Source organism: Pseudomonas sp. PGPPP1 (assembly GCF_002255865.1).
Lineage (GTDB): Bacteria > Pseudomonadota > Gammaproteobacteria > Pseudomonadales > Pseudomonadaceae > Aquipseudomonas > Aquipseudomonas cremoris.
The window spans coordinates 46,975-70,092 of sequence record NZ_NKIG01000003.1 but is presented as its reverse complement, the minus strand read 5'-3'; the positions used below and the strand labels follow the sequence as shown (position 1 = coordinate 70,092).

The following is a 23,118-nucleotide window of genomic DNA, read 5'->3' as shown; positions in this document are numbered from 1 at the left end:
GCTCCCACAGTTTGACTGCATTTCAATCATCGGCCTGTTTGGCCGCTGGTAGGGTGAAGCCGGACACTGAGCGGCGCAACTGGCTTGCCATTTTCGCTAAGTTGCCGATGCTCTCCGCAGTCGCCGTCGACCCCGAAGACGTCTGCGTCGTGATCTGCTGAATCACATTCATCGTCAACGAAATCTGCCCCGCCGAACTCGTCTGTTGCTGCGCTGCATTCGAGATGCTCTGGATCAACGCCGCCAAGGTCTTCGACACGCCTTCGATCTCTTCCAGTGCCACCCCGGCGTCCTGCGCCAGGCGTGCCCCACGCACCACTTCGGTGGTGGTCTGCTCCATGGAAATCACCGCTTCGTTGGTGTCGGCCTGAATCGCCCGCACCAGGGTTTCGATCTGCCGCGTGGCCGCCGACGAACGTTCGGCCAGCCGTTGCACTTCATCGGCCACCACGGCGAAACCGCGCCCGGCATCTCCGGCCATGCTGGCCTGGATCGCGGCATTGAGGGCGAGGATGTTGGTCTGGTCGGCGATGTCGTCGATCAGGCTGACGATGTCGCCGATCTCCTGGGACGACTCGCCCAGGCGCTTGATGCGCTTGGCGGTGTCCTGGATCTGCTCGCGAATGTTGTCCATGCCATGGATGGTGTTGTGCACCACCTCATTGCCCTTGTTGGCAATCTCTACCGAGCGCTCCGCCACCGCCGAAGACTCGGCGGCATTGGCCGATACCTGGTCGATGGACTGGGCCATCTGGTTGATCGCCGTGGAAGCTTCGGCGATTTGTTGGGCCTGGTGTTCCGAGGCCTGGGCCAGGTGCATGGCGGTGGCCTGGGTATCCTGCACCGCACCGGCGACTTGGCCGGCGGTGAGGTTGATGGTGGCCACCAGGTCGCGCAGCTGGTCGACGGAATAGTTGATGGAATCGGCGATGGTGCCGGTGAAGTCTTCGGTCACCGAGGCGGTCACCGTCAGGTCGCCGTCTGCCAGGTCTTCGATTTCATCCAGCAGGCGCATGATCGCGTTCTGGTTGCGCTCGTTCTTCTCGGCGGTTTCATGCAGCTGGCGGTTGGTTTCGCGCACCATCACCAGCCCGATCAGGATGATCGAGGCCAGCGCCAGCAAGCCCAGCACATAGCCGCCGATGGTATCGAAGGTGCGCCCGCTGGCGAGGTTTTCAAAACCGGTGGCCAGGTGCGAGGCTTCATCGAGCAGGGTTTGCGAGAGGTTGAAGATATTGCTCGCCGAGGCGCGCACCTGGAACAGTTGCGGCGAGGTTTCGAGGATTTCATCCACGGAGCCGGAGACAAACTCGAACAGCTCGGCGATTTCCGCCAACCGCGCCCGTGCATCGTGGTCTTCGACCTGGGTGATACGCAGCCCGGCGTTGCCCTGCAGCATGCCGTTGAGTACCTGGCCGAATCGGTTGGCGTCGCGGCCAAAGGCATCGGCCGCCTGGGCGGCGGTTTCGTCGCCGGCGAGCACGGTGTTGACCGCGCCCAGAATGCGTTCGGCCAGCAACGACTGGCGCTGGGCCAACGCCACCTGGCTGGCCGGGGCACCGCGTTGCAGCAGGATGTCGACGACCTTCTCAGACTCCATTTGCAATTGCGGCACGGTTTCAGCCAGGGTCGCAGCCACTTGGTGCAAGGACAGGACCGTCTGCTCGCTGGCCAGGATCGCATCGGTGTTTTTCAGCAGCGCTTCCCAATCGGTCTGCACGGCGCGCATTTCGGCGCGTACCGCACTGGGCGCAGCGGGCAGGCCGGTTTCAGGGTCGCCCTTTTTCAGGTAGCCCCAACGCTGGGCGAAGTCGTTGCGCGCATCGCCCAAAAGCTTGAACGCCGCAGCCTTGCCGGCGGCGGCTTCGGTGGCGTTCTTGGCAATGCGCTGGGACAGCACCCGCAACTCACCGGCATGGCCGATGTACTGCTTGTCGTAGGTGGACTGGGTGTTGAGGTACGCAAAGTTGGCGAACAGCAGCATGATGAACACGATCAGCGCGATAAACAGCACGATGATCTGCGAACGGCTGCGCGACGCGGCTTGGGGTTTGGGCGTGGTCACGGTGGTCATGCGGCAACATCCATGAAGCCTGGGGCCTGCGCCAGGGCGAAGGGGCTGAAGACCTGCCACAGCGGTTCGCCGTCGAACTGGCCCTGGATAAACGGCGCGCCGGGAACGGCGTTCGCCTGCAATGCGTCTTGCGCGAAATGCTGCATGCCTACCACCTCGTCCACCAGCAGCCCGACAAACAAGTCGTTGTATTCCACCACCAGCACTCGCCGTTGCTTGCGTGCCCTGGACAGTTCAAGACCGAGAAACCCGCCCAGGTCCATCACCGGCAACAGGCGCCCGCGCAGGTTGGCCACGCCCTTGACCCAGGCCTTCACCCCGGGCATCAAGGTGCAGCGCGGTTCATGCAGGACTTCGGCGACTTCGCCCATGGGCGCTACGTACCAATGCAGCCCCACGCGAAAGCCGATGCCGCTCCAGCGCTGCAGGCGGGTTTCCTGCGACGGCAGGTCGGCGGCCAGCAGGCGGCAGCGGCGGTCGATGTCCAGCAACAGCTCAAAGGCGGTTTGCGACTCGGTCATGATGGCCTGCCGTCAGCCGGCCAGCACCTTGTTCAGGGTGGCGATCAGGGTGTCTTCGTCCACCGGCTTGGTCAGGTAGTCCTTGGCCCCCTGGCGGGCGCCCCAGATCTTGTCGGTTTCCTGATCCTTGGTGGTGATGATGATGATCGGGATGCCGTTGGTTTCCGGCTCCTTGGACAGCTGGCGGGTGGCCTGGAAGCCGTTGAGGCCGGGCATCACGATGTCCATCAGCACGGCGTCGGGTTTTTCCTGGCGGGCCAGGGCCACGCCGTCCGCGCCGTTTTCGGCCTTGAGGACCTGGTGGCCATGCTTTTCCAGCATGCCGGTCAGTTTGTACATTTCGGTCGGCGAATCGTCGACGATCAGAACACGTGCCATGGTTTTCCCCACTACTTAGGTAGACGCCAGCCCTTGTGAGGTGGTGTCAGTGTGCTTGTTCTACTGCGGCGAAGGCAGGCACGTAGGCCTTGATCGCGCCCAGCAGTTCTTCCTTGCTGAAAGGCTTGGTCAAAAACTGATCGACACCCACGATGCGCCCCTTGGCCTTGTCGAACAGGCCGTCCTTGGAGGACAGCATGATCACCGGGATCGACTTGAACGCCGGGTTGTTCTTCACCAGGGCGCAGGTCTGATAGCCATCCAGGCGCGGCATCATGATGTCGACAAAGATAATGTGTGGGTGATGATCAACAATCCGGGCCAGGGCATCGAAACCGTCGATGGCCGTGATGACTTCGCACCCTGCGTTCTTCAACAGGGTTTCGGCGGTGCGGCGGATCGTCTTTGAATCGTCGATCACCATCACTCTCAAGGCGTTGGAATGCTGTTCCATATCTGCTCTACCATCGCCACAGCGAATCGGTTTTCGGTGTGTACTGCCTGATGTTGCACAGGATGAGCGCCGCAAGCCTTGGAATTCAAGGGCTGCTGCGCCGTGGCAGTCTTTTTAGCACAGTCTCCGGGCGCAATCTATCGAGCAACCGGCCAGGTGGTTTTTCCTTGACCCACAACAGCCGCAGCGCCACTCTGACGCCACTTTTATGCGCCCTAATTTGCTAGAGGAAATCCCCCATGAGCGTTCGCGTCGGCATTGTCATGGACCCTATCGCCAGCATTTCCTATAAAAAGGACAGTTCGCTGGCCATGCTCCTGGCCGCCCAGGCCCGCGGCTGGACCCTGTTCTATATGGAACAGCGCGACCTTTACCAGGGTGACGGCGAGGCCCGCGCTCGCATGCGCCCGCTGCAGGTGTTCGCCAACCCCGAGAAGTGGTTCGAACTGGCAGACGAAGTCGACAGCCCCCTGAGCGACCTGGACGTGATCCTGATGCGCAAGGATCCGCCGTTCGACATGGAGTTCGTGTACTCCACCTACCTGCTGGAGCAGGCCGAACGCGCCGGCGTGCTGATCGTCAACAAGCCGCAAAGCCTGCGCGACTGCAATGAAAAGCTGTTCGCCACGCTGTTCCCACAGTGCACCCCGCCGACCGTGGTCAGCCGCCGTGCCGACGTGCTGCGTGAATTCGCCGCCAAGCACGGCGATGTGATCCTCAAGCCGCTGGACGGCATGGGCGGCACCTCGATCTTCCGTCATCGCGCAGGGGATCCGAACCTGTCGGTGATCCTGGAAACCCTGACCGCCCTGGGCACCCAGCAGATCATGGGGCAGGCCTACCTCCCGGCAATCAAGGACGGCGACAAGCGCATCCTGATGATCGACGGTGAACCCGTGGATTACTGCCTGGCGCGTATCCCGGCAGCGGGCGAGACCCGTGGCAACCTGGCGGCCGGTGGCCGTGGCGAAGCGCGTCCGTTGTCGGACAAGGATCGCTGGATCGCAGGCCAGGTTGGCCCAACCCTGCGGGAAAAAGGTTTGTTGTTTGTAGGCCTAGACGTAATTGGTGAGCACCTCACCGAAATCAACGTCACCAGCCCGACCTGTATCCGCGAGATCGACAACGCATTTGGCACGAACATCGGCGAAATGCTGATGGCCGCCATTGAGCGCAAGCTACAAGCCAAGTGACATAGAACAGCCGGACACAAACCAACATTGCGTTATCATGCGCCACCTGTGAAACGCGCGATGTTGGTTTTCTTGTCATGACACTCCCGTCCGATCTGCCCCCCGAACTCTCCCACAGCGGCGTGCGCCCGGCTGATCGACTCGGATTTACCCTGTTCCTGGCTGCATTGATTCACCTGGCGCTGATCCTCGGCCTGGGTTTCACCATGGTCGAGCCCAAGCAGATCACCAAGACGCTGGAAATTACCCTCGCCACGTTCAAGAGCGAAAAAAAGCCCGAGAAGGCTGACTTTCTCGCCCAGGACAACCAGCAGGGCAGCGGCACCCTCGACAAGAAAGCCGTGCCCAAGACCACCGAAGTGGCGCCGTTCCAGGACAACAAGGTGAACAAGGTTACACCGCCACCGGCGCCCAAGCCCGAGGTCAAGCAGGCCGCACCCAAGGCCGCCGTGACGACCGTCGCACCCAAACCGCAAAAAGCCCCGACCCAGCGCGAAAAAGCCAAGACCGAGCCACAGCCCGAGCCCGCCAAACCGGCACCGACCTTTGACAGCTCGCAGCTTTCCGACCAAATCTCCAGCCTGGAAGCGGAACTGGCCAACGAGCAGCAGTTGTACGCCAAGCGCCCACGCATCTACCGGCTGAATGCCGCCTCCACCATGCGTGACAAAGGCGCTTGGTATAAGGACGAATGGCGCAAGAAGGTCGAGCGCATCGGCAACCTCAACTACCCGGACGAAGCACGGCGCCAGCAGATCTACGGCAATTTGCGCTTGCTGGTGTCGATCAACCGTGACGGCACGCTGTATGAGGTGCAGGTACTGGAGTCGTCCGGCCAGCCGTTGCTGGACCAGGCCGCCCAACGCATCGTGCGCCTGGCTGCGCCTTTCGCCCCCTTTACCGGCGACCTGAACGACGTGGACCGCCTGGAGATCATCCGCACCTGGAAGTTCGCCAAGGGCGATCGCCTTTCCAGCAACTGATACGTGATGATCGTTCCTATGCTCCGCATGGGAACGATCCCCTGCGATGAGCATCAGGCTTGTCAGTTCGCCCCTCCAACGCCACACTAGCGGACATGAAAAACGTCAGCCCGACCTACCTCAAGCACCAATTCCTGATCGCCATGCCCCATATGGCCGACCCGAACTTTGCGCAGACCTTGACCTACATCGTCGAGCACACGGCCAATGGTGCCATGGGGTTGGTGATCAACCGTCGGCAAGAGCTGAACCTGGCGGATATCCTTGAGCAACTGCGCCCCGAAATCGATCCGCCAGCCCGCTGCCAAGGCGTGCCGATCTACATCGGCGGGCCGGTGCAAACGGATCGCGGTTTTGTGTTGCACCCGACCGGGCCGAAGTTCCAGGCTACCGTCGACCTTGAAGGCGTGTCGTTGTCCACGTCCCAAGACGTGTTGTTCGCCATCGCGGACGGCGTCGGCCCTGAGCAAAGCGTGATCACCCTCGGCTATGCCGGCTGGGAAGCAGGCCAATTGGAAGCGGAACTGGCCAGCAATGCCTGGTTGACCTGCCCATTCGACGCCGAAATCCTGTTCAACACCCCCAGCGAACTGCGCCTGGAAGCGGCGGCGGCCAAGCTGCGGGTCAACCTCAGCCTGCTCACCAGCCAGGCGGGGCACGCCTGATGGCTTTGCGTTTGATCCTCGGCTTTGACTACGGCACCAAACAGATCGGCGTAGCGGTCGGCCAGGTCATTACCGGCCAGGCCCGCGAGCTGTGCACCTTGAAAGCCCAGAACGGCGTGCCGGACTGGAACCAGGTCGAAGCCCTGATCAAGGAGTGGAAGCCCGACGCGGTGGTGGTCGGCCTGCCCTTGAACATGGACGGCACCCCCAGCGACATGTGCCTGCGCGCCGAAAAGTTCGCCCGCCGCCTCAATGGCCGCTACAACCTGCCCTTCTATACCCACGACGAACGCCTCACTACCTTTGAAGCCAAAGGCGAGCGCCGCGATCGTGGCGGTCAGAAAGGCAGCTACCGCGACAACCCCGTGGACGCCATCGCCGCCGCCCTGTTATTGCAGGGTTGGCTGGACGAAAACACCGCTTTATTTGAATCCTGACTGACGCGGCTTGCCGCGTCTTTTTACGTTTGAGCCCGGGCCTTGCCTGCGCCAAGGCCTTGAAGGAGCCACCATGAGCTTGCCGAACCCCGCCGAACTGATCAGCCAGATGGCCACCCGCCTCACGGCCCATCTGCAACACCGCGCCATCAGCGAGCCACGCTTCATCGGCATTCGCACCGGCGGTGTGTGGGTCGCCCAGGCATTGCTGGAAGCACTGGGCAGCGATTCGCCCTTGGGCACGCTGGACGTGTCCTTCTACCGCGACGACTTCAGCCAAAACGGCCTGCACCCGCAAGTACGCCCTTCGGCGCTGCCGTTCGAGATCGAAGGCCAGCACCTGGTGCTGATCGACGACGTACTGATGAGCGGTCGTACCATTCGCGCCGCCATGAACGAACTGTTCGACTACGGCCGCCCAGCCAGCGTGACCCTGGTGTGCCTGCTGGACCTGGACGCGGGTGAGCTGCCAATCAGCCCGGATGTGGTCGGCGCCACACTGTCGCTGGAAGCCCACCAACGGGTAAAATTGCTCGGTCCAACGCCGCTCGCACTCGAACTGCAAGACCTCGCCCTTTAAACCGCCTTGTAAAGAGTCCCCGCGATGACGCCTCTAGATGCCAAGCGCCCGCTGCAGCTCAATGCTCAGGGTCAGTTGCAACACTTCTTGTCCCTCGACGGTTTGCCCCGCGAACTGCTCACCGAAATCCTCGACACCGCCGACTCGTTCCTCGAAGTCGGTGGCCGCGCGGTGAAGAAGGTCCCGCTGCTGCGCGGCAAGACCATCTGCAATGTGTTCTTCGAGAACTCCACCCGCACCCGCACCACCTTTGAACTGGCGGCCCAACGGCTGTCGGCTGACGTGATCACGCTGAACGTGTCCACGTCGTCGGCCAGCAAGGGCGAAACCCTGCTCGACACCCTGCGCAACCTGGAAGCCATGGCCGCTGACATGTTCGTGGTGCGCCACGGCGACTCCGGCGCCGCGCACTTCATCGCCGAGCACGTGTGCCCACAGGTAGCGATCATCAACGGCGGCGACGGCCGCCACGCCCACCCGACCCAGGGCATGCTCGACATGCTCACCATCCGTCGGCACAAAGGCAGCTTTGAAAACCTCTCGGTAGCCATTGTCGGCGACATCCTGCACTCGCGGGTTGCGCGTTCGAACATGCTTGCCCTCAAAGCCCTGGGCTGCCCGGATATCCGCGTGATCGCGCCGAAAACCCTACTGCCCATCGGTATCGAGCAGTACGGCGTGAAGGTCTACACCGACATGGCCGAAGGCCTCAAGGATGTGGACGTGGTGATCATGCTGCGCCTGCAACGCGAGCGCATGGCCGGTGGCCTGCTACCGAGCGAAGGCGAGTTCTACCGCCTGTTCGGCCTGACCACCGCACGCCTGGCCGGCGCCAAGCCGGACGCCATTGTGATGCACCCTGGCCCGATCAACCGTGGCGTGGAGATTGAGTCGGCAGTGGCCGACGGTCCGCAATCGGTAATTTTGAACCAGGTCACCTACGGCATCGCCGTACGCATGGCCGTGCTGTCCATGGCCATGAGCGGGCAAACCGCGCAACGTCAATTCGAGCAGGAGAACGCCCAGTGAAGCTCAGCATCCTCGGCGCCCGCGTCATCGATCCGGCCAGCGGCCTGGATCAAGTTACCGATTTGCATCTGGACGCCGGCAAGATCATTGCCATCGGCGCCGCCCCGGCGGGTTTCAGCGCAGTTGAAAGCATCGACGCCAAAGGCCTCGTTGCCGCGCCTGGCTTGGTGGACCTGAACGTCGCCCTGCGCGAGCCGGGCTACAGCCGTAAAGGCAACATCACCAGCGAAACCCGCGCCGCCGCGGCCGGTGGCGTGACCAGCCTGTGCTGCCCGCCGCACACCAAGCCGATCCTGGATACCTCGGCGGTGACCGAGCTGATCCTCGACCGCGCCCGCGAAGCCGGCAATTGCAAAGTGTTCCCCATCGGCGCCCTGAGCAAAGGCCTGGAAGGCGACCAACTCGCCGAACTGATCGCCCTGCGCGACGCCGGTTGCGTGGCTTTCGGCAATGGCCTGGAGAGCTTTCGCAGCACCCGGACGCTGCTGCGCGCCCTGGAATACGCGGCCACCTTCGACCTGACGGTGATCTTCCACTCCCAGGACCGCGACCTGGCCGAAGGCGGCCTGGCCCATGAAGGCGCCGTGGCCAGCTTCCTCGGCCTGCCGGGCATTCCGGAAACCGCCGAAACCGTGGCCCTGGCCCGCGACCTGCTGCTGGTGGAACAAAGCGGTGTACGCGCGCACTTTAGCCAACTGACCAGCGCACGCGGTGTGGCACTGATCGCCCAGGCCCAGGCACGCGGCCTGCCGGTGACGGCGGATGTGGCGTTGTACCAGCTGATTCTGACGGATGAGGCACTGATCGACTTCTCCAGCCTGTATCACGTGCAACCTCCGCTGCGCACCCGTGCCGACCGTGACGGTTTGCGTGCGGCGGTGAAGTCGGGTGTGGTGTCGGCGATCTCCAGCCATCACCAACCCCACGAGCGGGATGCCAAGCTGGCACCGTTTGGCGCGACAGAGCCGGGCATCAGCAGCGTAGAGCTGCTGCTGCCGCTAGCGATGACCTTGGTGGAAGATGGTTTGCTCGACCTCCCGACCCTGCTGACCCGCCTGAGTGCCGGCCCGGCCGAGGCCCTGCGCCTGCCAGCGGGCAAATTGGCGGTAGGTGGGCCGGCGGACCTGGTGCTGTTCGATGTGGGCAGTTCCACCGTGGCCGGTGAACATTGGCTGTCCAAGGGTGAAAACTGCCCGTTCATTGGCCATAGCCTGCCGGCGGCAGTGCGTTACACCGTGGCCGACGGACGAATCACCTACCAGGCCTAAAGCGGGCACGGTAAAAAATGTGGGAGCGGGTTTGCTCGCGAATACGGAGTATCAGTCACCGAATTTACTGACTGAACTACCGCATTCGCGAGCAAGCCCGCTCCCACATTTGGTTTTGTATAGGTCTCTAGAGATTCAACGCCCGATATTGCGCTCGGCGTTGCGGATTGAAATCTGCGTATTCAACGTCCAGAAGTCATACAGCACCCCTACCAGAAACAAGCCGCCGGTCAGCAGGTAGATCAGGCCGGTGATCCATTTGCCCTGGTACATGCGGTGCACACCAAACACCCCCAGGAACGCCAACAGAATCCAGGCCACGTTGTATTCGATGGGCCCGGCGGTAAAACGCAGGTCGGCTTCACGGTCCATGGCCGGGATCAGGAACAGGTCGATCAGCCAGCCGATGCCCAGCAGACCAAAGGTGAAAAACCAGATCGTGCCGGTGACGGGCTTGCCGTAATAGAAGCGATGCGCCCCGGTAAAACCGAAAATCCAGAGCAGGTAACCGATCACTTTGCTATGGGTGTCTTGCTGGGAATAATCCTGTCGATAGGTGTTCATCGCGTACCTCTTTTGCCTCGATAGATAAATTTTTTCATTTTCTTTGTGACTTTTTTACGGGCGCCCGACGTACGGCTAATGGTATCTTCCCACCCCTCAAAGCCTTATCCCACCTGACTTGTGTAGGACAATTGCGGCGAATCGTCGCGTTTTTCCTGATTTTGACGTCAAGGTTCAGTCGACAAACGGCCTGAGAACGACACAAAAAGCTGTTATAAAGTTGCGCGCAAACCCATAAGAGCCACGCCTAATGCGACCATTTTTCAAGACATGGCTAACCATCTGCCTATTAATGCCACTGGCCGCCCACGCCACCAATCGTGAGCAACGACTTCCGAACGTCAACGGTTTCACCCCTAAAGTCCACAGCACGCCAAGTACTGCCAAGGCGACCAAGCTGACCGTCAATCGCCCGACTCAACTGAGCAAGGCCCACAACGGCAAAGCAGTTACCGGCCTGGTCGGCGTCAACACCAAGCAAAGCAGCAACGTCCTCAGCCGCGCCGTCAACGTGCTCGGTACTCCTTATCGTTGGGGCGGCAGCAGCCCAAGTAAAGGGTTCGACTGCAGCGGCTTGGTGAAATATGCGTTTAATGACGTCAAAGCAGTGGATTTGCCCCGCACTTCCAATGCCATGGCTGCCGGCCACGGGTTGAAAGTTGACCGCAAGGACTTGAAGCCGGGCGACCTTTTGTTCTTCAAACTCAAGAGCCGCCAGGTCAATCACGTTGCCATCTACCTGGGCAACGACCGCTTTATCCACGCACCGCGTCGTGGCAAGTCGGTGAGCATCGACACGCTGAAGAAGCCGTTCTGGGACAAGAACTACGTCATTGCCAAGCGCGTGCTGCCTAAAGAGCAGAACAACCTGCGGGTCGTTCAACGCTGATCGTGTAATCACTGGCTCCCTATTTGGAATGCAGTCCAATGTGGGAGCTGGCTTGCCTGCGATGGCGGCATGTCAGCTTGCAGAGATGCTGCCTGGCAATCCCCTATCTCAGGCAAGCCAGCTCCCACATTGATGTCAGTGTTTGTTAGATCTCAGCAGGCACCCTCGCCTGCCCTCGCGCCTCTTCCCGGCTCACCACCCCCTCGCACACCAACCCCTTCAAGCTCATATCCAACGTCTTCATCCCCAGCGCCCCACCCGTCTGGATCGCCGAGACCATCTGCGCCACCTTGTCCTCGCGGATCAGGTTCCGAATCGCCGGGGTGCCCAGCATGATTTCATGCGCCGCCACGCGCCCGCCGCCGAGCTTCTTGACCAGCACCTGGGACACCACGGCCTGCAACGATTCCGACAACATCGAGCGGACCATGGCTTTTTCCCCCGCAGGAAACACGTCCACCAGCCTGTCTACGGTCTTTGCCGCCGAGGTGGTGTGCAGCGTGCCGAATACCAGGTGACCGGTCTCAGCCGCTGTCAGGGCCAGGCGGATGGTTTCGAGGTCACGCAACTCGCCCACCAGGATCACATCCGGGTCTTCCCGCAGCGCCGAACGCAAAGCGGCCGAAAAACTATGGGTGTCGCGATGCACCTGACGCTGGTTGATCAGCGCGTTCTTTGGCGTGTGGATGAACTCGATGGGGTCTTCGAGGGTGAGGATGTGCTGGCGGCGATGCCTATTGAGGTAGTCGATCATCGCCGCCAAGGTGGTGGACTTGCCCGAGCCGGTGGGCCCGGTCACCAGCACCAGCCCCCGCGGTAGTTGGGCGATACGTTGGAACACCTCGCCCAGCCCCAGGTCTTCCAGGCTCTGCACCTGGCTGGGAATGGTGCGAAACACCGCGCCCATGCCCCGATCCTGCTGAAACACGTTGGCCCGGAACCGCGCGACACCGGGCAGTTCGAAGGCAAAGTCTGTTTCAAGAGATGTTTCGAAGTCCTTTTGTTGGTATTTGTTCAGCAAAGGGCTGAGCAGATCTGCCACCTCAGGTGCTGACAGTACCGGCCAATCCAGCGGCCAGACCTCGCCATCCACTCGCAGCATCGGCGCCAGGCCGGCGGACAGATGCAGGTCGGAGGCGCCACGGCGCACGCTGGCCGTCAGCAGTTCAGTGATATCCATAGGGCTTTCCATTTCCAGTAGAATGCCGCGGACTCCATATCCACGGGCGCATCTTGAATGTCGACGATAGCAGACAACATCGGCCTGGTTAGCCAGCGCATCCGCGCCGCGGCCGACGCCGTGCAACGCGACGCAAACAGCATCCACCTGCTGGCCGTGAGCAAGACCAAACCCGCACAAGCCGTGCGCGAAGCCTATGCTGCCGGGATGCACGACTTCGGCGAAAACTACCTGCAGGAAGCCTTGGGCAAACAGGCGCAATTATCTGACCTGCCCTTGAGTTGGCACTTCATCGGCCCCATTCAATCGAACAAGACGCGCGCTATCGCCGAGAACTTCGCTTGGGTGCATTCCGTGGACCGCCTCAAAATTGCACAACGCCTGTCCGAACAACGCCCGGCCGACCTGGCCCCGCTGAACATCTGCATCCAGGTCAATGTGAGTGGCGAAGCCAGCAAGTCCGGCTGTACGCCCGCCGACCTGCCGGCCCTGGCCAACGCCATCAACGCATTGCCGCGCTTGAAGCTGCGTGGCCTTATGGCAATCCCCGAGCCGACCGAAGATCGCGCCGCGCAAGATGCGGCGTTCGCCACGGTTCGCGAGCTGCAAGCCAGTTTGAACCTGCCGCTGGACACACTTTCCATGGGCATGAGCCACGACCTTGAGTCGGCCATTGCCCAAGGCGCCACCTGGGTGCGGATTGGTACCGCCCTGTTTGGCGCCCGCGACTACGGCCAGCCATGAAATGGCTGACTTCCATCTGAGTAAGGACCTGTCATGAGCAACACGCGTATTGCCTTCATAGGCGCCGGCAACATGGCGGCCAGCCTGATCGGTGGCCTGCGGGCCAAGGGCCTGGACGCCGCGCAGATCCGCGCCAGCGATCCGGGAGCCGACACCCGTGCCCGCGTCAGCGCAGAGCACGGCATTGAAACCTTTGCCGACAACGCCGAGGCCATCCAGGGCGTCGACGTGATCGTCCTGGCGGTGAAGCCACAGGCCATGAAAGCCGTGTGCGAAAGCCTGCGCCCTAGCCTGCAGCCGCACCAACTGGTGGTGTCCATCGCCGCCGGCATCACCTGCGCCAGCATGACCCAGTGGCTCGGCGCGCAACCCATCGTGCGCTGCATGCCCAACACTCCGTCGCTGCTGCGCCAGGGCGTGAGTGGCCTGTACGCCACTTCCGCCGTCAGCGCCGCGCAACGTGATCAGGCCCAGGAGCTGCTGTCCGCCGTGGGCATTGCCCTGTGGCTGGAACAGGAGCAGCAACTGGATGCGGTCACCGCCGTGTCCGGCAGCGGCCCGGCGTACTTCTTCCTGCTGATCGAGGCCATGACCGCCGCTGGCGTGAAACTGGGCCTGCCGGCTGAAGTCTCCAAGCAACTGGCCGAGCAGACTGCCTTGGGCGCCGCGCACATGGCAGTGTCCAGTGATGTGGACGCAGCCGAGTTGCGCCGTCGCGTGACGTCGCCAGGCGGCACCACACAGGCGGCCATCGAGTCGTTCCAGGCCGGGGGCTTTGAAGCCCTGGTAGAAAAAGCATTGGGTGCCGCTGCGCACCGCTCGGCCGAAATGGCCGAACAACTGGGCAAATAAGGAGCCAACATGATTGGTTTGAATACCGCAGCCGTCTACGTTCTGCAAACCCTCGGCAGCCTGTACCTGCTGATTGTGCTGTTGCGTTTTGTCCTGCAACTGGTGCGCGCGAACTTCTACAACCCGCTCTGCCAGTTCATCGTCAAGGCCACCCAGCCGCTGCTCAAGCCGCTGCGCCGAATCATCCCGAGCCTGTTCGGCCTGGACATGTCGTCGCTGGTGCTGGCGATCCTGGTGCAGTTGGCGTTGATGGCGCTGACCCTGCTGCTGACCTACGGCACCACCGGCAACTTCGTACAGTTGCTGATCTGGGCGATCATTGGCGTGACCGCGCTGTTCCTGAAGATCTTCTTCTTCGCCCTGATCATCAGCGTGATCCTGTCCTGGGTCGCACCGGGCAGCCATAACCCTGGCGCCGAGCTGGTGAACCAGATCTGCGAACCGGCCCTGGCGCCGTTCCGCCGCCTGTTGCCGAACCTGGGTGGCCTGGATATTTCGCCGATCCTGGCGTTCATGGTGCTCAAGTTGCTGGACATGCTGGTGATCAACAACCTGGCCGCCATGACCGGGATGCCGGAAATCCTGCGCCTGCTGATCTGACGATCCAAGGCGAGGGAGGCCCCTCCCTCGCCTTTGCTTGCCGCTAGGTGCAGCGGTCTTTAGACTTACGCCTCATTTAAACGAGAGCAGGGTCGATGCCAGCTGCCTTTCCCCCCGATTCTGTTGGACTGGTCGTGCCCCAAGTGGCGCACTTCAGCGAACCGCTGGCCCTGGCCTGTGGCCGTTCGCTGCCTGCCTATGACCTGATCTACGAAACCTACGGCCAACTGAACGCCACGGCGAGCAATGCCGTGCTGATCTGCCACGCCTTGTCCGGCCATCATCACGCTGCAGGCTTCCACTCTGCCGACGACCGCAAGCCCGGCTGGTGGGACAGTTGCATCGGCCCTGGCAAGCCCATCGACACCAATAAATTCTTTGTGGTCAGCCTGAACAACCTCGGCGGCTGCAACGGCTCCACCGGCCCCAGCAGCCTCAACCCGGAAACCGGCAAGCCGTTCGGCGCCGACTTCCCGGTGCTCACCGTGGAAGACTGGGTGCACAGCCAGGCGCGTCTCGCCGACCTGCTGGGCATCAAGCAGTGGGCCGCCGTGATCGGCGGCAGCCTGGGCGGCATGCAGGCGCTGCAATGGACCATCACTTACCCGGATCGGGTGCGTCATTGCCTGGCCATCGCTTCGGCCCCCAAGCTGTCGGCGCAGAACATCGCCTTCAACGAAGTGGCGCGCCAGGCGATCCTCACCGACCCCGAGTTCCATGGCGGTTCGTTCCAGGAAGCCGGCGTGATCCCCAAGCGCGGCCTGATGCTGGCGCGGATGGTCGGGCATATCACCTACCTGTCCGATGACTCCATGGGCGAAAAATTTGGCCGTGGCCTCAAGAGCGAGAAGCTCAACTACGATTTCCACAGCGTCGAATTCCAAGTCGAAAGCTACCTGCGTTATCAAGGTGAGGAGTTCTCGGGCCGTTTCGACGCCAACACCTATCTGCTAATGACCAAGGCCCTGGACTACTTCGACCCGGCGGCCAATCACAATGACGACCTGGCAAAAACCTTCGAAGACGCCACGGCCAAGTTCTGCGTGATGTCGTTCACCACCGACTGGCGCTTCTCGCCAGCCCGTTCCCGTGAACTGGTGGATGCACTGATGGCTGCACGCAAAGACGTCTGCTACCTGGAGATCGACGCTCCGCAAGGCCACGACGCCTTCCTGATCCCGATCCCGCGCTATTTGCAGGCGTTCGGCAATTACATGAACCGAATTACTGTGTGAGAACGCCATGAGAGCCGACCTGGACATCATCCAAGAATGGATCCCCGCCGGCAGCCGCGTGCTCGACCTGGGCTGCGGCGATGGCGAACTGCTGAGCTGGCTGCGAGACAACAAGCAAGTCACCGGCTATGGCCTGGAAAACGACCCGGACAATATCGCCCAGTGCGTGGCCAAGGGCATCAACGTGATCGAGCAGGACCTGGACAAGGGCCTGGGCAACTTTGCCAGCAATAGCTTCGACATCGTGGTGATGACCCAGGCCCTGCAGGCCGTGCACTACCCGGATCGCATTCTCGACGAAATGCTGCGCGTCGGCCGCCAATGCATCATCACATTCCCCAACTTCGGGCACTGGCGCTGCCGCTGGTATCTGGCCACCAAGGGCCGCATGCCGGTGTCGGACTTTTTGCCGTACACCTGGTACAACACGCCGAACATCCACTTCTGTACCTTCGAAGACTTCGAAGCGCTGTGTGGCGAGCGTGAAGCCAAAGTGATCAACCGCTTGGCCGTCGACCAACAGCATCGCCACGGCTGGGCGAGTAAGCTATGGCCCAACCTGTTGGGCGAAATCGGTATTTACCGGGTCAGCAGTCCTGGCCTGACCGACCACAAGATTGCCGTCTAATCATTTTCAAGAGGGACGCTCATGAGTCGTTTGGCTGTTTTTCTATTGACTGCACTGCTTGGCGCCAACGCCATGGCCGCCGACGTTATCGACCCTAATCGCACGAAGGAATTCGGCGATATCACGGTGCGCTACAACACCTTCACCTCCAGCTTCCTGCAACCGGAAACCGCCCAGGCCGTGGGTGTGGTACGCAGCAAGAACAAGGGCTTGATCAACGTGTCCGTGTTCAAGGGCGTGACGCCCGTGGTGGCGCAAGTGACCGGCACCATCAAGGACTCGCTCGGCAAGAGTGAGGTGCTGACCTTCAAGCAGATCACCGAAAAAGGCGTGACCAACTACCTCGCGCCTTACTCCGTGCCGCAGCAGGAGTTCAAGACCTTCACCATTAATGTTGAAACCGGCGGCAAGGCCCACGGTTTCAGTTTTGTCCAAGAACTGTTCCCGGCCGAATGATGAACCTTACCCAACTCGTACTGGCCAGCCACAACGCCGGCAAACTCAAAGAACTGCAGGCCATGCTCGGTGAATCCGTGCAACTGCGCTCCATCGGCGAGTTCAGCCAGGTGGAGCCGGAAGAGACCGGCCTGTCATTCGTCGAAAACGCGATTCTCAAGGCACGCAATGCTGCGCGTATCTCGGGCCTGCCAGCGCTGGCGGATGACTCCGGGCTGGCGGTGGACTTCCTCGGCGGCGCCCCTGGCATCTATTCGGCGCGTTATGCCGATGGCAAGGGCGACGCGGCCAACAATGCCAAGCTGCTGGACGCTCTCAAGGACGTGCCGGACGCCGAGCGTGGTGCGCAGTTCGTCTGCGTGCTGGCCTTGGTGCGCCATGCCGACGACCCGCTGCCGATCCTGTGCGAAGGCCTGTGGCACGGGCGCATCCTGCACGCAGCCAGCGGTGAGCACGGCTTTGGTTATGACCCGCTGTTCTGGGTGCCAGAGCGCAATGTCTCCAGCGCCGAACTGAGCCCGGCCGACAAGAACCAGATCAGCCACCGCGCCCGCGCAATGGATTTGCTGCGCCAACGCCTGAGCCTGAAATGACCCAGAACACCTCTGCGCAACCGCTGATCCACGGCGGCGCGCAAACTCCACGGGCGGCGCTGCCCCTGCTGCCGCCCCTGGCGCTGTATATCCACATTCCGTGGTGCGTGCGCAAATGCCCTTATTGCGACTTCAACTCCCACACCGCGAGTAAAGTGCTGCCGGAAGAAGAGTACGTGGACGCCCTGCTGGCAGACCTCGACCAGGACCTGCATGCCGTTTACGGCCGCGAGCTGAGTTCGATCTTCTTTGGCGGTGGCACACCGAGCCTGTTCAGCGCCACCGCACTGGGCCGTTTGCTCAAAGGCGTGGAAGCACGCGTTGCGTTTGCCAGTGATATCGAGATCACCCTGGAAGCCAACCCCGGCACCTTCGAACAAGAGAAGTTCGTGGCGTACCGCAAGCTGGGGATCAATCGGCTGTCCATCGGCATCCAGAGTTTCCAGCAGGAGAAACTTGAAGCCTTGGGGCGCATCCATAACGGCGATGAAGCCGTGCGCGCCGCCGGCATGGCGCGCCAGGCCGGGTTTGATAACTTCAATCTGGACCTGATGCATGGTTTGCCCAACCAGTCTCTGGATGACGCCTTGGGCGACCTGCGCCAGGCCATCGCCCTCAAGCCGACGCACTTGTCCTGGTATCAGCTCACCCTGGAACCCAACACGGTGTTCTGGAACCAGCCTCCCGCGCTGCCGGAAGACGACACCCTATGGGATATCCAGGAGGCCGGCCAGGCGCTGCTCGCCGAGCACGGGTACGCGCAATACGAAGTGTCGGCTTATGCCCAACCCGGTCGCCCGGCACGGCATAACCTGAATTACTGGAGCTTTGGCGACTTCATCGGTATCGGCGCCGGCGCCCACGGCAAGCTCAGCCACCCGGACGGGCGCATCGTGCGCACTTGGAAAACCCGTGCGCCCAAGGACTACCTCAACCCGGCCAAAAGCTTTCAGGCCGGTGCGAAGGAACTGACCAACGAGGAGCTGCCGTTCGAGTTCCTGATGAATGCCTTGCGCCTCACCGACGGTGTCGACGCCAAGCTCTACGCCGAGCGTACCGGACTGGACCTGGCGAGCCTGGATGAAGGCCGTAAGGATGCCGAACAAAGTGGCTTAATGCAGGTCGAACCGTCACGCCTGGCGGCGACCGACCGCGGGCAACTCTTTCTCAATGACCTGTTGCAGAAGTTTTTGAGCTGATCGCTCTAAGGAAATCGAATGGATTTGGTACTCGACCTGCTCGCCACCGTATCCCGCTGGAGCCGTAGCAACCTGTCGGAAATCTCCCTGGCCCTTGTCGGTTGTTTGCTGGTGCTGTTTGGCGCCGACATCAAGGGCTGGGTCGAAGCACGCCTGGGCAGCATCGCCGGGGCGTTGCGCGTACCGCTGATGGCGTTGGTGTGCATGATCGGCAGCGGCGCGGCGCTGATCTATGCCACGCCGTGGATTGTGCGGGGGTTGAGCCAGTTCAATAACTACAGCCTGGCGCCGGTGTTGGTGGTGGTGCTGGTGTTGATTGGCGTAGTCGCCGACCGCCGCTGACCCCAAACCCAACACAAAACAACTGTGGGAGCTGGCTTGCCTGCGATGCAGACACCTCGGTGTATCAGTGATACCCAGGTGATGCTATCGCAGGCAAGCCAGCTCCCACATTTTTGACCGTGTTCTACTCAGTCGACTTTCTCGAACTTCAAATCCCAAACCCCATGCCCTAACCGCTCACCGCGACGTTCGAACTTGGTGATCGGCCGCTCAGCCGGGCGCGGCACGCATTTGCCGTCTTCAGCAATGTTGCGGTAGCCAGGGGCCACGTTCATCACTTCCAGCATATATTCCGCATACGGTTCCCAGTCGGTGGCCATGTGCAGGATGCCGCCCACTTTCAGCTTGCTGCGCACCAGTTCCGCGAAGGAAGCCTGGACGATGCGGCGCTTGTGGTGACGGGCTTTGTGCCATGGGTCGGGGAAGAACAGCATCAGGCGGTCGAGGCTGTTGTCGGCGATGCAGCGGTTGAGCACTTCGATCGCGTCGCAGTCATACACCCGCAGGTTGGTCAGGCCTTGGGTCAGCACGCCATTGAGCAGCGCGCCGACACCTGGGCGGTGAACTTCCACACCGATGAAATCCTGCTCCGGCGAGGCCGCCGCCATTTCCAGCAAGGAGTGACCCATGCCAAAACCGATTTCCAGGGAGCGTGGGGCCGAACGGCCAAACACCTGGTCATAGTCCACCGGCGCATCGGCCAGGGGCAATACGAACAGCGGCGTACCTTGCTCCAGGCCCTTCTGCTGGCCTTCGGTCATGCGACCGGCGCGCATCACAAAACTCTTGATGCGGCGGTGCTTGGACTCGTCGCCCTCTTCCAGGGTGTTCGGCGTTTCGTTTGATTCAGTCATCAATGGCTCTTACTTGATCAGACCATCCAGCGGCGAGGAGGCGCTGGCGTAGAGTTTTTTCGGCATGCGCCCGGCGAGGTAGGCCAGGCGGCCCGCGACGATGGCGTGGTTCATGGCTTGGGCCATCATGATCGGTTGCTGGGCGTGAGCGATGGCCGAGTTCATCAGCACCGCATCGCAGCCCAGTTCCATGGCGATGGTCGCGTCGGAGGCCGTGCCCACGCCCGCATCCACCAGCACCGGGATCTTGGCTTCTTCGAGGATGATCTGCAGGTTGTACGGATTGCAGATACCCAGGCCGGAACCGATCAGGCCGGCCAGTGGCATCACGGCGATGCAGCCGATTTCGGCCAGTTGGCGGGCGATGATCGGGTCATCGCTGGTGTAGACCATCACGTCGAAACCTTCCTTGACCAGTGTCTCGGCGGCCTTGAGGGTTTCGATCACGTTGGGGAACAGGGTTTTCTGGTCGGCCAGCACTTCCAGCTTCACCAGGTTGTGGCCGTCGAGCAGCTCACGGGCCAGGCGGCAGGTGCGCACGGCTTCGATGGCGTCGTAGCAACCGGCAGTGTTCGGCAAGAAGGTGTAGCGATCCGGCGACAGCACTTCGAGCAGGTTCGGCTCGCCTTCGATCTGGCCCAGGTTGGTGCGGCGCACGGCGAAGGTGACGATCTCGGCGCCAGAGGCTTCGATGGCCAGGCGGGTTTCTTCCATGTCGCGGTACTTGCCGGTGCCGACCAACAGACGGGACTGGTAGGTACGACCGGCCAGGACGAAGGGCTTGTCGCTACGAACGATGCTCATGGGAAATCCTCGAAATGGGTGAGGTTCTGCAGAATCCGGGGCTCTTGAAAAAGCGGGACTAACCGCCGCCGATGGCGTGGACCACTTCGACGCTGTCACCTTCGGTGAGCGCGGTCTCGGCGTGCAGGCTACGCGGGACGATATCCAGGTTGAGTTCCACTGCGACACGACGCCCGGTCAGGTCCAGACGGGTCAGCAGGGCCGCAACGGTTTCACCGTCGGGCAGTTCAAAGGATTCGCCGTTCAACTGAATGCGCATGCCACGGGCCGCCATCGTTTTTAGGGGCCCGCATTCTAGCCCGATTGACGTTGCCGGCCCAAGCCCCTTGGTCAGGCAGTCTGCAGGCGCCACGCCGCCAGGCCAAGGAAGAACCACCCCAGCAGGAACGCCAGCCCACCAAACGGCGTGATGATGCCCAGCTTGCTGAAACCTGTCAGCGTCAACACATACAGGCTGCCGGAGAACAACAGGATACCGACGGCAAACGAGATGCCCGCCCAACTGACCAACCGGCCAGGAATATGCGCAGCCAGCAACGCCACGCCGAACAACGCCAAAGTGTGCACCAGTTGATAGGTCACGCCGGTGTGGAAGATCGCCAGGTACTCGGCGCTCAGACGGTTTTTCAGGCCATGGGCGGCAAAAGCGCCGAGGGCGACACCGGTGAAGCCAAAAAAGGCAGCCAACATCAGAAAGCCACGCAGCATGAGGAACTCCAGTCAGACGCAATGGGCAGGGTCTGTATAATGGCCCGCTCAACGGGTTCGGCCAAGCCATCTCTATGCTGCGTCTCCTCTTCAAACGCTTTCTCAACGTCGTGAAATGGTTTGCCATCGCCAGTGTGCTGCTGGTGCTGCTGTTCCGTGTCGTCCCGCCGCCGGGTACCGCGCTGATGGTGGAGCGCAAGGTCGAATCCTGGGTCGACGGCGAACCGATTGACCTGCAACGCACCTGGGTGCCTTGGGACGAGATCTCCGATGACCTCAAAGTGGCGGTGATGGCCGGTGAAGACCAACGCTTCCCGCAGCACTGGGGTTTTGATTTCGGCGCAATCCAGGCGGCGATCCTGCACAACGAGCGCGGCGGATCCATTCGCGGCGCCAGTACCTTGAGCCAACAGGTGTCGAAAAATCTGTTCCTGTGGGCTGGCCGCAGCTATTTGCGCAAAGGGCTGGAAGCCTGGTTTACCGGGCTGATCGAGATATTGTGGCCCAAGCAGCGGATTCTTGAGGTGTACCTCAATAGCGTGGAATGGGATGAAGGGGTGTTTGGCGCAGAAGCGGCGGCGCGGCATCACTTTGGCGTGAGTGCAAAGGCGCTTTCTCGCCAGCAGGCCAGTTATCTGGCGGCGGTGCTGCCAAACCCGCGAGTGTGGAGTGCCAGCCATCCGACGGCGTATGTGGCACGGCGGGCGGCGTGGATTCGGCAGCAGATGAGTCAATTGGGTGGGGATGGCTACCTGGTCGAACTCAACAACACTCGCAAGGCCCCTTGGTCCGACTGACACAACATCGTACCTGTGGGAGCTGGCTTGCCTGCGATAGCGGTGTGTCAGCTTGCGAAGAGGCTGACTGACAGGGCCTCATCGCAGGCAAGCCAGCTCCCACATTGAACCGCGCTGGGTTTGAGACCTTCTGAGCGCATACAAAAATGCCCCGATCTCGATCGGGGCATTTTTTTGGTTTATCGCAGCGTTTAGGCAGCGATCGACAGCTTCAGCTTGTTCATCGCGCTCTTCTCAAGCTGACGAATCCGCTCGGCCGACACGTTGTACTTCTGCGCCAGGTCGTGCAGCGTCGCTTTCTCTTCCGCCAGCCAGCGCTGGTAGAGGATGTCACGGCTGCGGTCGTCAAGCACTTCCAGCGCTTCGTGCAGGTTGTGATTGGAGTTGTCGCTCCAGTCGGCATCTTCCAGTTGACGCGCCGGGTCGTACCGGTGGTCTTCCAGGTAGTTGGCCGGCGATTGGAAGGCGCTGTCGTCATCCGCTTCGGCGGCTGGGTCGAAGGCCATGTCATGGCCGGTCAGGCGGCTTTCCATCTCGCGCACTTCACGCGGCTCCACGCCGAGGCTTTCGGCCACACGGTGGACTTCCTCGTTGTTCAGCCACGCCAGGCGTTTCTTCTGGCTGCGCAGGTTGAAGAACAGTTTGCGCTGGGCCTTGGTGGTCGCGACTTTCACAATGCGCCAGTTGCGCAGGATGAACTCGTGAATCTCCGCCTTGATCCAGTGCACGGCAAACGACACCAAACGCACACCCATTTCAGGGTTGAAGCGCTTCACAGCCTTCATCAGGCCAACGTTGCCTTCCTGGATCAGGTCAGCCTGCGCCAGGCCGTAGCCGCTATAGCTACGGGCGATATGTACAACAAAACGCAGGTGGGCGAGCACCATCTGCCGAGCCGCCCCCAAATCCTGCTCATAGTAGAGACTCTCGGCCAGTTCACGCTCCTGCTCGGGCGTCAGCAATGGAATGCTGTTGACCGTGTGCACATACGCCTCCAGGTTCGCACCTGGGACCAGAGCATAAGCAGGTTGCAAAGAAGTGGTCATACGAAACCTCCGACTTACATAACTCGTGCAGTGAAGCACTGCGAA

The 23,118-nt window shown here is 61.5% G+C and carries 29 protein-coding genes; 18 read left to right on the top strand and 11 right to left on the bottom strand.

From position 1 onward, the window contains the following. Positions 1 to 22: 22 nt before the first annotated feature. The 4 genes from CFE47_RS06715 to pilG are packed head-to-tail and all read right to left on the bottom strand — an operon-like array spanning position 23 to position 3,427. Complete coding sequence (locus CFE47_RS06715) at positions 23 to 2,074, bottom strand: methyl-accepting chemotaxis protein (protein ID WP_185709139.1); 2,052 nt, start codon at positions 2,072 to 2,074, stop codon at positions 23 to 25. After that, positions 2,071 to 2,595: a chemotaxis protein CheW gene (locus tag CFE47_RS06710; RefSeq protein WP_185709138.1), complete on the bottom strand. Its 525-nt coding sequence runs from the start codon at positions 2,593 to 2,595 to the stop codon at positions 2,071 to 2,073. The genes CFE47_RS06715 and CFE47_RS06710 overlap by 4 nt, the downstream gene beginning before the upstream one ends. Before the next feature lie 12 nt (positions 2,596 to 2,607). Further along, the gene (gene pilH, locus CFE47_RS06705) at positions 2,608 to 2,973 is read right to left on the bottom strand and encodes a twitching motility response regulator PilH (protein ID WP_003234583.1); all 366 of its coding nucleotides are present in this window, start codon (positions 2,971 to 2,973) and stop codon (positions 2,608 to 2,610) included. A 46-nt stretch (positions 2,974 to 3,019) separates the two neighbouring features. Next, a complete protein-coding gene (pilG, locus tag CFE47_RS06700; protein ID WP_026137140.1) occupies positions 3,020 to 3,427 on the bottom strand; it encodes a twitching motility response regulator PilG in 408 nt (135 codons plus the stop codon). A 239-nt stretch (positions 3,428 to 3,666) separates the two neighbouring features. Between pilG and gshB the strand changes: the two genes are divergently transcribed. The 7 genes from gshB (at position 3,667) to CFE47_RS06665 (ending at position 9,582) form a co-directional block, all read left to right on the top strand. After that, positions 3,667 to 4,620, top strand: coding sequence for a glutathione synthase (gshB, locus tag CFE47_RS06695; RefSeq protein ID WP_185709137.1), 954 nt, complete (start codon positions 3,667 to 3,669; stop codon positions 4,618 to 4,620). 77 nt (positions 4,621 to 4,697) lie between these two features. Further along, positions 4,698 to 5,603, top strand: a complete 906-nt coding sequence (locus CFE47_RS06690) for an energy transducer TonB (protein WP_286836025.1) — start codon at positions 4,698 to 4,700, stop codon at positions 5,601 to 5,603. 95 nt (positions 5,604 to 5,698) lie between these two features. Then, on the top strand, positions 5,699 to 6,268 hold the full coding sequence (locus CFE47_RS06685) for a YqgE/AlgH family protein (protein ID WP_286836146.1): 570 nt from the start codon (positions 5,699 to 5,701) through the stop codon (positions 6,266 to 6,268). After that, positions 6,268 to 6,705: a Holliday junction resolvase RuvX gene (gene ruvX / locus CFE47_RS06680; protein ID WP_003195067.1), complete on the top strand. Its 438-nt coding sequence runs from the start codon at positions 6,268 to 6,270 to the stop codon at positions 6,703 to 6,705. Before CFE47_RS06685 ends, ruvX begins: the two co-directional genes overlap by 1 nt. Positions 6,706 to 6,778: 73 nt before the next feature. Further along, complete coding sequence (gene pyrR / locus CFE47_RS06675; protein WP_185709135.1) at positions 6,779 to 7,285, top strand: bifunctional pyr operon transcriptional regulator/uracil phosphoribosyltransferase PyrR; 507 nt, start codon at positions 6,779 to 6,781, stop codon at positions 7,283 to 7,285. Between the two features lie 24 nt (positions 7,286 to 7,309). Then, positions 7,310 to 8,314 (top strand): aspartate carbamoyltransferase catalytic subunit, encoded by a 1,005-nt coding sequence (locus CFE47_RS06670; protein WP_010207224.1) that lies wholly within the window; start codon positions 7,310 to 7,312, stop codon positions 8,312 to 8,314. Continuing rightward, positions 8,311 to 9,582 carry a dihydroorotase gene (locus CFE47_RS06665; protein ID WP_286836024.1) on the top strand — a complete coding sequence of 424 codons (1,272 nt, stop codon included), beginning with the start codon at positions 8,311 to 8,313 and terminating at the stop codon, positions 9,580 to 9,582. The genes CFE47_RS06670 and CFE47_RS06665 overlap by 4 nt, the downstream gene beginning before the upstream one ends. Before the next feature lie 135 nt (positions 9,583 to 9,717). Here the strand turns inward: CFE47_RS06665 and CFE47_RS06660 are convergent, their stop codons facing one another. Then, a complete protein-coding gene (locus CFE47_RS06660) occupies positions 9,718 to 10,146 on the bottom strand; it encodes an NINE protein (protein WP_286836023.1) in 429 nt (142 codons plus the stop codon). Between the two features lie 250 nt (positions 10,147 to 10,396). Between CFE47_RS06660 and CFE47_RS06655 the strand changes: the two genes are divergently transcribed. Beyond that, positions 10,397 to 11,035 (top strand): C40 family peptidase, encoded by a 639-nt coding sequence (locus tag CFE47_RS06655; protein ID WP_286836022.1) that lies wholly within the window; start codon positions 10,397 to 10,399, stop codon positions 11,033 to 11,035. A 145-nt stretch (positions 11,036 to 11,180) separates the two neighbouring features. On the opposite strand, the gene CFE47_RS06650 is transcribed toward CFE47_RS06655, so the two are convergent. Then, positions 11,181 to 12,215 carry a type IV pilus twitching motility protein PilT gene (locus CFE47_RS06650; protein WP_286836021.1) on the bottom strand — a complete coding sequence of 345 codons (1,035 nt, stop codon included), beginning with the start codon at positions 12,213 to 12,215 and terminating at the stop codon, positions 11,181 to 11,183. Between the two features lie 57 nt (positions 12,216 to 12,272). Between CFE47_RS06650 and CFE47_RS06645 the strand changes: the two genes are divergently transcribed. The 9 genes from CFE47_RS06645 to CFE47_RS06605 all read left to right on the top strand — a co-directional run bounded on the left by CFE47_RS06645 (position 12,273) and on the right by CFE47_RS06605 (position 18,864). Continuing rightward, positions 12,273 to 12,959 carry a YggS family pyridoxal phosphate-dependent enzyme gene (locus tag CFE47_RS06645; protein WP_286836020.1) on the top strand — a complete coding sequence of 229 codons (687 nt, stop codon included), beginning with the start codon at positions 12,273 to 12,275 and terminating at the stop codon, positions 12,957 to 12,959. 33 nt (positions 12,960 to 12,992) lie between these two features. After that, positions 12,993 to 13,811: a pyrroline-5-carboxylate reductase gene (gene proC, locus CFE47_RS06640; protein WP_185709129.1), complete on the top strand. Its 819-nt coding sequence runs from the start codon at positions 12,993 to 12,995 to the stop codon at positions 13,809 to 13,811. Between the two features lie 9 nt (positions 13,812 to 13,820). Then, complete coding sequence (locus tag CFE47_RS06635) at positions 13,821 to 14,411, top strand: YggT family protein (protein WP_185709128.1); 591 nt, start codon at positions 13,821 to 13,823, stop codon at positions 14,409 to 14,411. 95 nt (positions 14,412 to 14,506) lie between these two features. Beyond that, on the top strand, positions 14,507 to 15,646 hold the full coding sequence (gene metX, locus CFE47_RS06630) for a homoserine O-succinyltransferase MetX (RefSeq protein WP_286836019.1): 1,140 nt from the start codon (positions 14,507 to 14,509) through the stop codon (positions 15,644 to 15,646). 7 nt (positions 15,647 to 15,653) lie between these two features. After that, on the top strand, positions 15,654 to 16,274 hold the full coding sequence (metW, locus tag CFE47_RS06625) for a methionine biosynthesis protein MetW (protein WP_105521094.1): 621 nt from the start codon (positions 15,654 to 15,656) through the stop codon (positions 16,272 to 16,274). A gap of 21 nt (positions 16,275 to 16,295) precedes the next feature. Continuing rightward, positions 16,296 to 16,730 carry a DUF4426 domain-containing protein gene (locus tag CFE47_RS06620; protein WP_159960660.1) on the top strand — a complete coding sequence of 145 codons (435 nt, stop codon included), beginning with the start codon at positions 16,296 to 16,298 and terminating at the stop codon, positions 16,728 to 16,730. Further along, positions 16,727 to 17,323, top strand: coding sequence for an RdgB/HAM1 family non-canonical purine NTP pyrophosphatase (gene rdgB, locus CFE47_RS06615; protein WP_105697147.1), 597 nt, complete (start codon positions 16,727 to 16,729; stop codon positions 17,321 to 17,323). The genes CFE47_RS06620 and rdgB overlap by 4 nt, the downstream gene beginning before the upstream one ends. Further along, positions 17,320 to 18,522: a radical SAM family heme chaperone HemW gene (hemW, locus tag CFE47_RS06610; protein ID WP_286836018.1), complete on the top strand. Its 1,203-nt coding sequence runs from the start codon at positions 17,320 to 17,322 to the stop codon at positions 18,520 to 18,522. Before rdgB ends, hemW begins: the two co-directional genes overlap by 4 nt. Positions 18,523 to 18,540: 18 nt before the next feature. Beyond that, positions 18,541 to 18,864 carry a DUF3392 domain-containing protein gene (locus tag CFE47_RS06605; protein WP_016972961.1) on the top strand — a complete coding sequence of 108 codons (324 nt, stop codon included), beginning with the start codon at positions 18,541 to 18,543 and terminating at the stop codon, positions 18,862 to 18,864. A gap of 128 nt (positions 18,865 to 18,992) precedes the next feature. On the opposite strand, the gene trmB is transcribed toward CFE47_RS06605, so the two are convergent. The 4 genes from trmB to CFE47_RS06585 form a co-directional block, all read right to left on the bottom strand. Continuing rightward, complete coding sequence (gene trmB / locus CFE47_RS06600) at positions 18,993 to 19,718, bottom strand: tRNA (guanosine(46)-N7)-methyltransferase TrmB (RefSeq protein ID WP_286836017.1); 726 nt, start codon at positions 19,716 to 19,718, stop codon at positions 18,993 to 18,995. A gap of 9 nt (positions 19,719 to 19,727) precedes the next feature. Beyond that, entirely contained in the window at positions 19,728 to 20,522 is a 795-nt protein-coding gene (locus tag CFE47_RS06595; RefSeq protein WP_017530960.1) for a thiazole synthase, read from the bottom strand. Between the two features lie 58 nt (positions 20,523 to 20,580). Further along, the gene (thiS, locus tag CFE47_RS06590; protein ID WP_286836016.1) at positions 20,581 to 20,781 is read right to left on the bottom strand and encodes a sulfur carrier protein ThiS; all 201 of its coding nucleotides are present in this window, start codon (positions 20,779 to 20,781) and stop codon (positions 20,581 to 20,583) included. 71 nt (positions 20,782 to 20,852) lie between these two features. Continuing rightward, positions 20,853 to 21,230, bottom strand: a complete 378-nt coding sequence (locus CFE47_RS06585) for a DUF423 domain-containing protein (RefSeq protein ID WP_286836015.1) — start codon at positions 21,228 to 21,230, stop codon at positions 20,853 to 20,855. A gap of 74 nt (positions 21,231 to 21,304) precedes the next feature. On the opposite strand from CFE47_RS06585, the gene mtgA reads away from it, so the two are divergent. After that, complete coding sequence (mtgA, locus tag CFE47_RS06580) at positions 21,305 to 22,027, top strand: monofunctional biosynthetic peptidoglycan transglycosylase (RefSeq protein WP_286836014.1); 723 nt, start codon at positions 21,305 to 21,307, stop codon at positions 22,025 to 22,027. A 191-nt stretch (positions 22,028 to 22,218) separates the two neighbouring features. Here mtgA and rpoH read toward each other — a convergent pair whose 3' ends face one another. Beyond that, a complete protein-coding gene (gene rpoH / locus CFE47_RS06575; protein WP_003176698.1) occupies positions 22,219 to 23,073 on the bottom strand; it encodes an RNA polymerase sigma factor RpoH in 855 nt (284 codons plus the stop codon). Between the last annotated feature and the right edge of the window lie 45 nt (positions 23,074 to 23,118).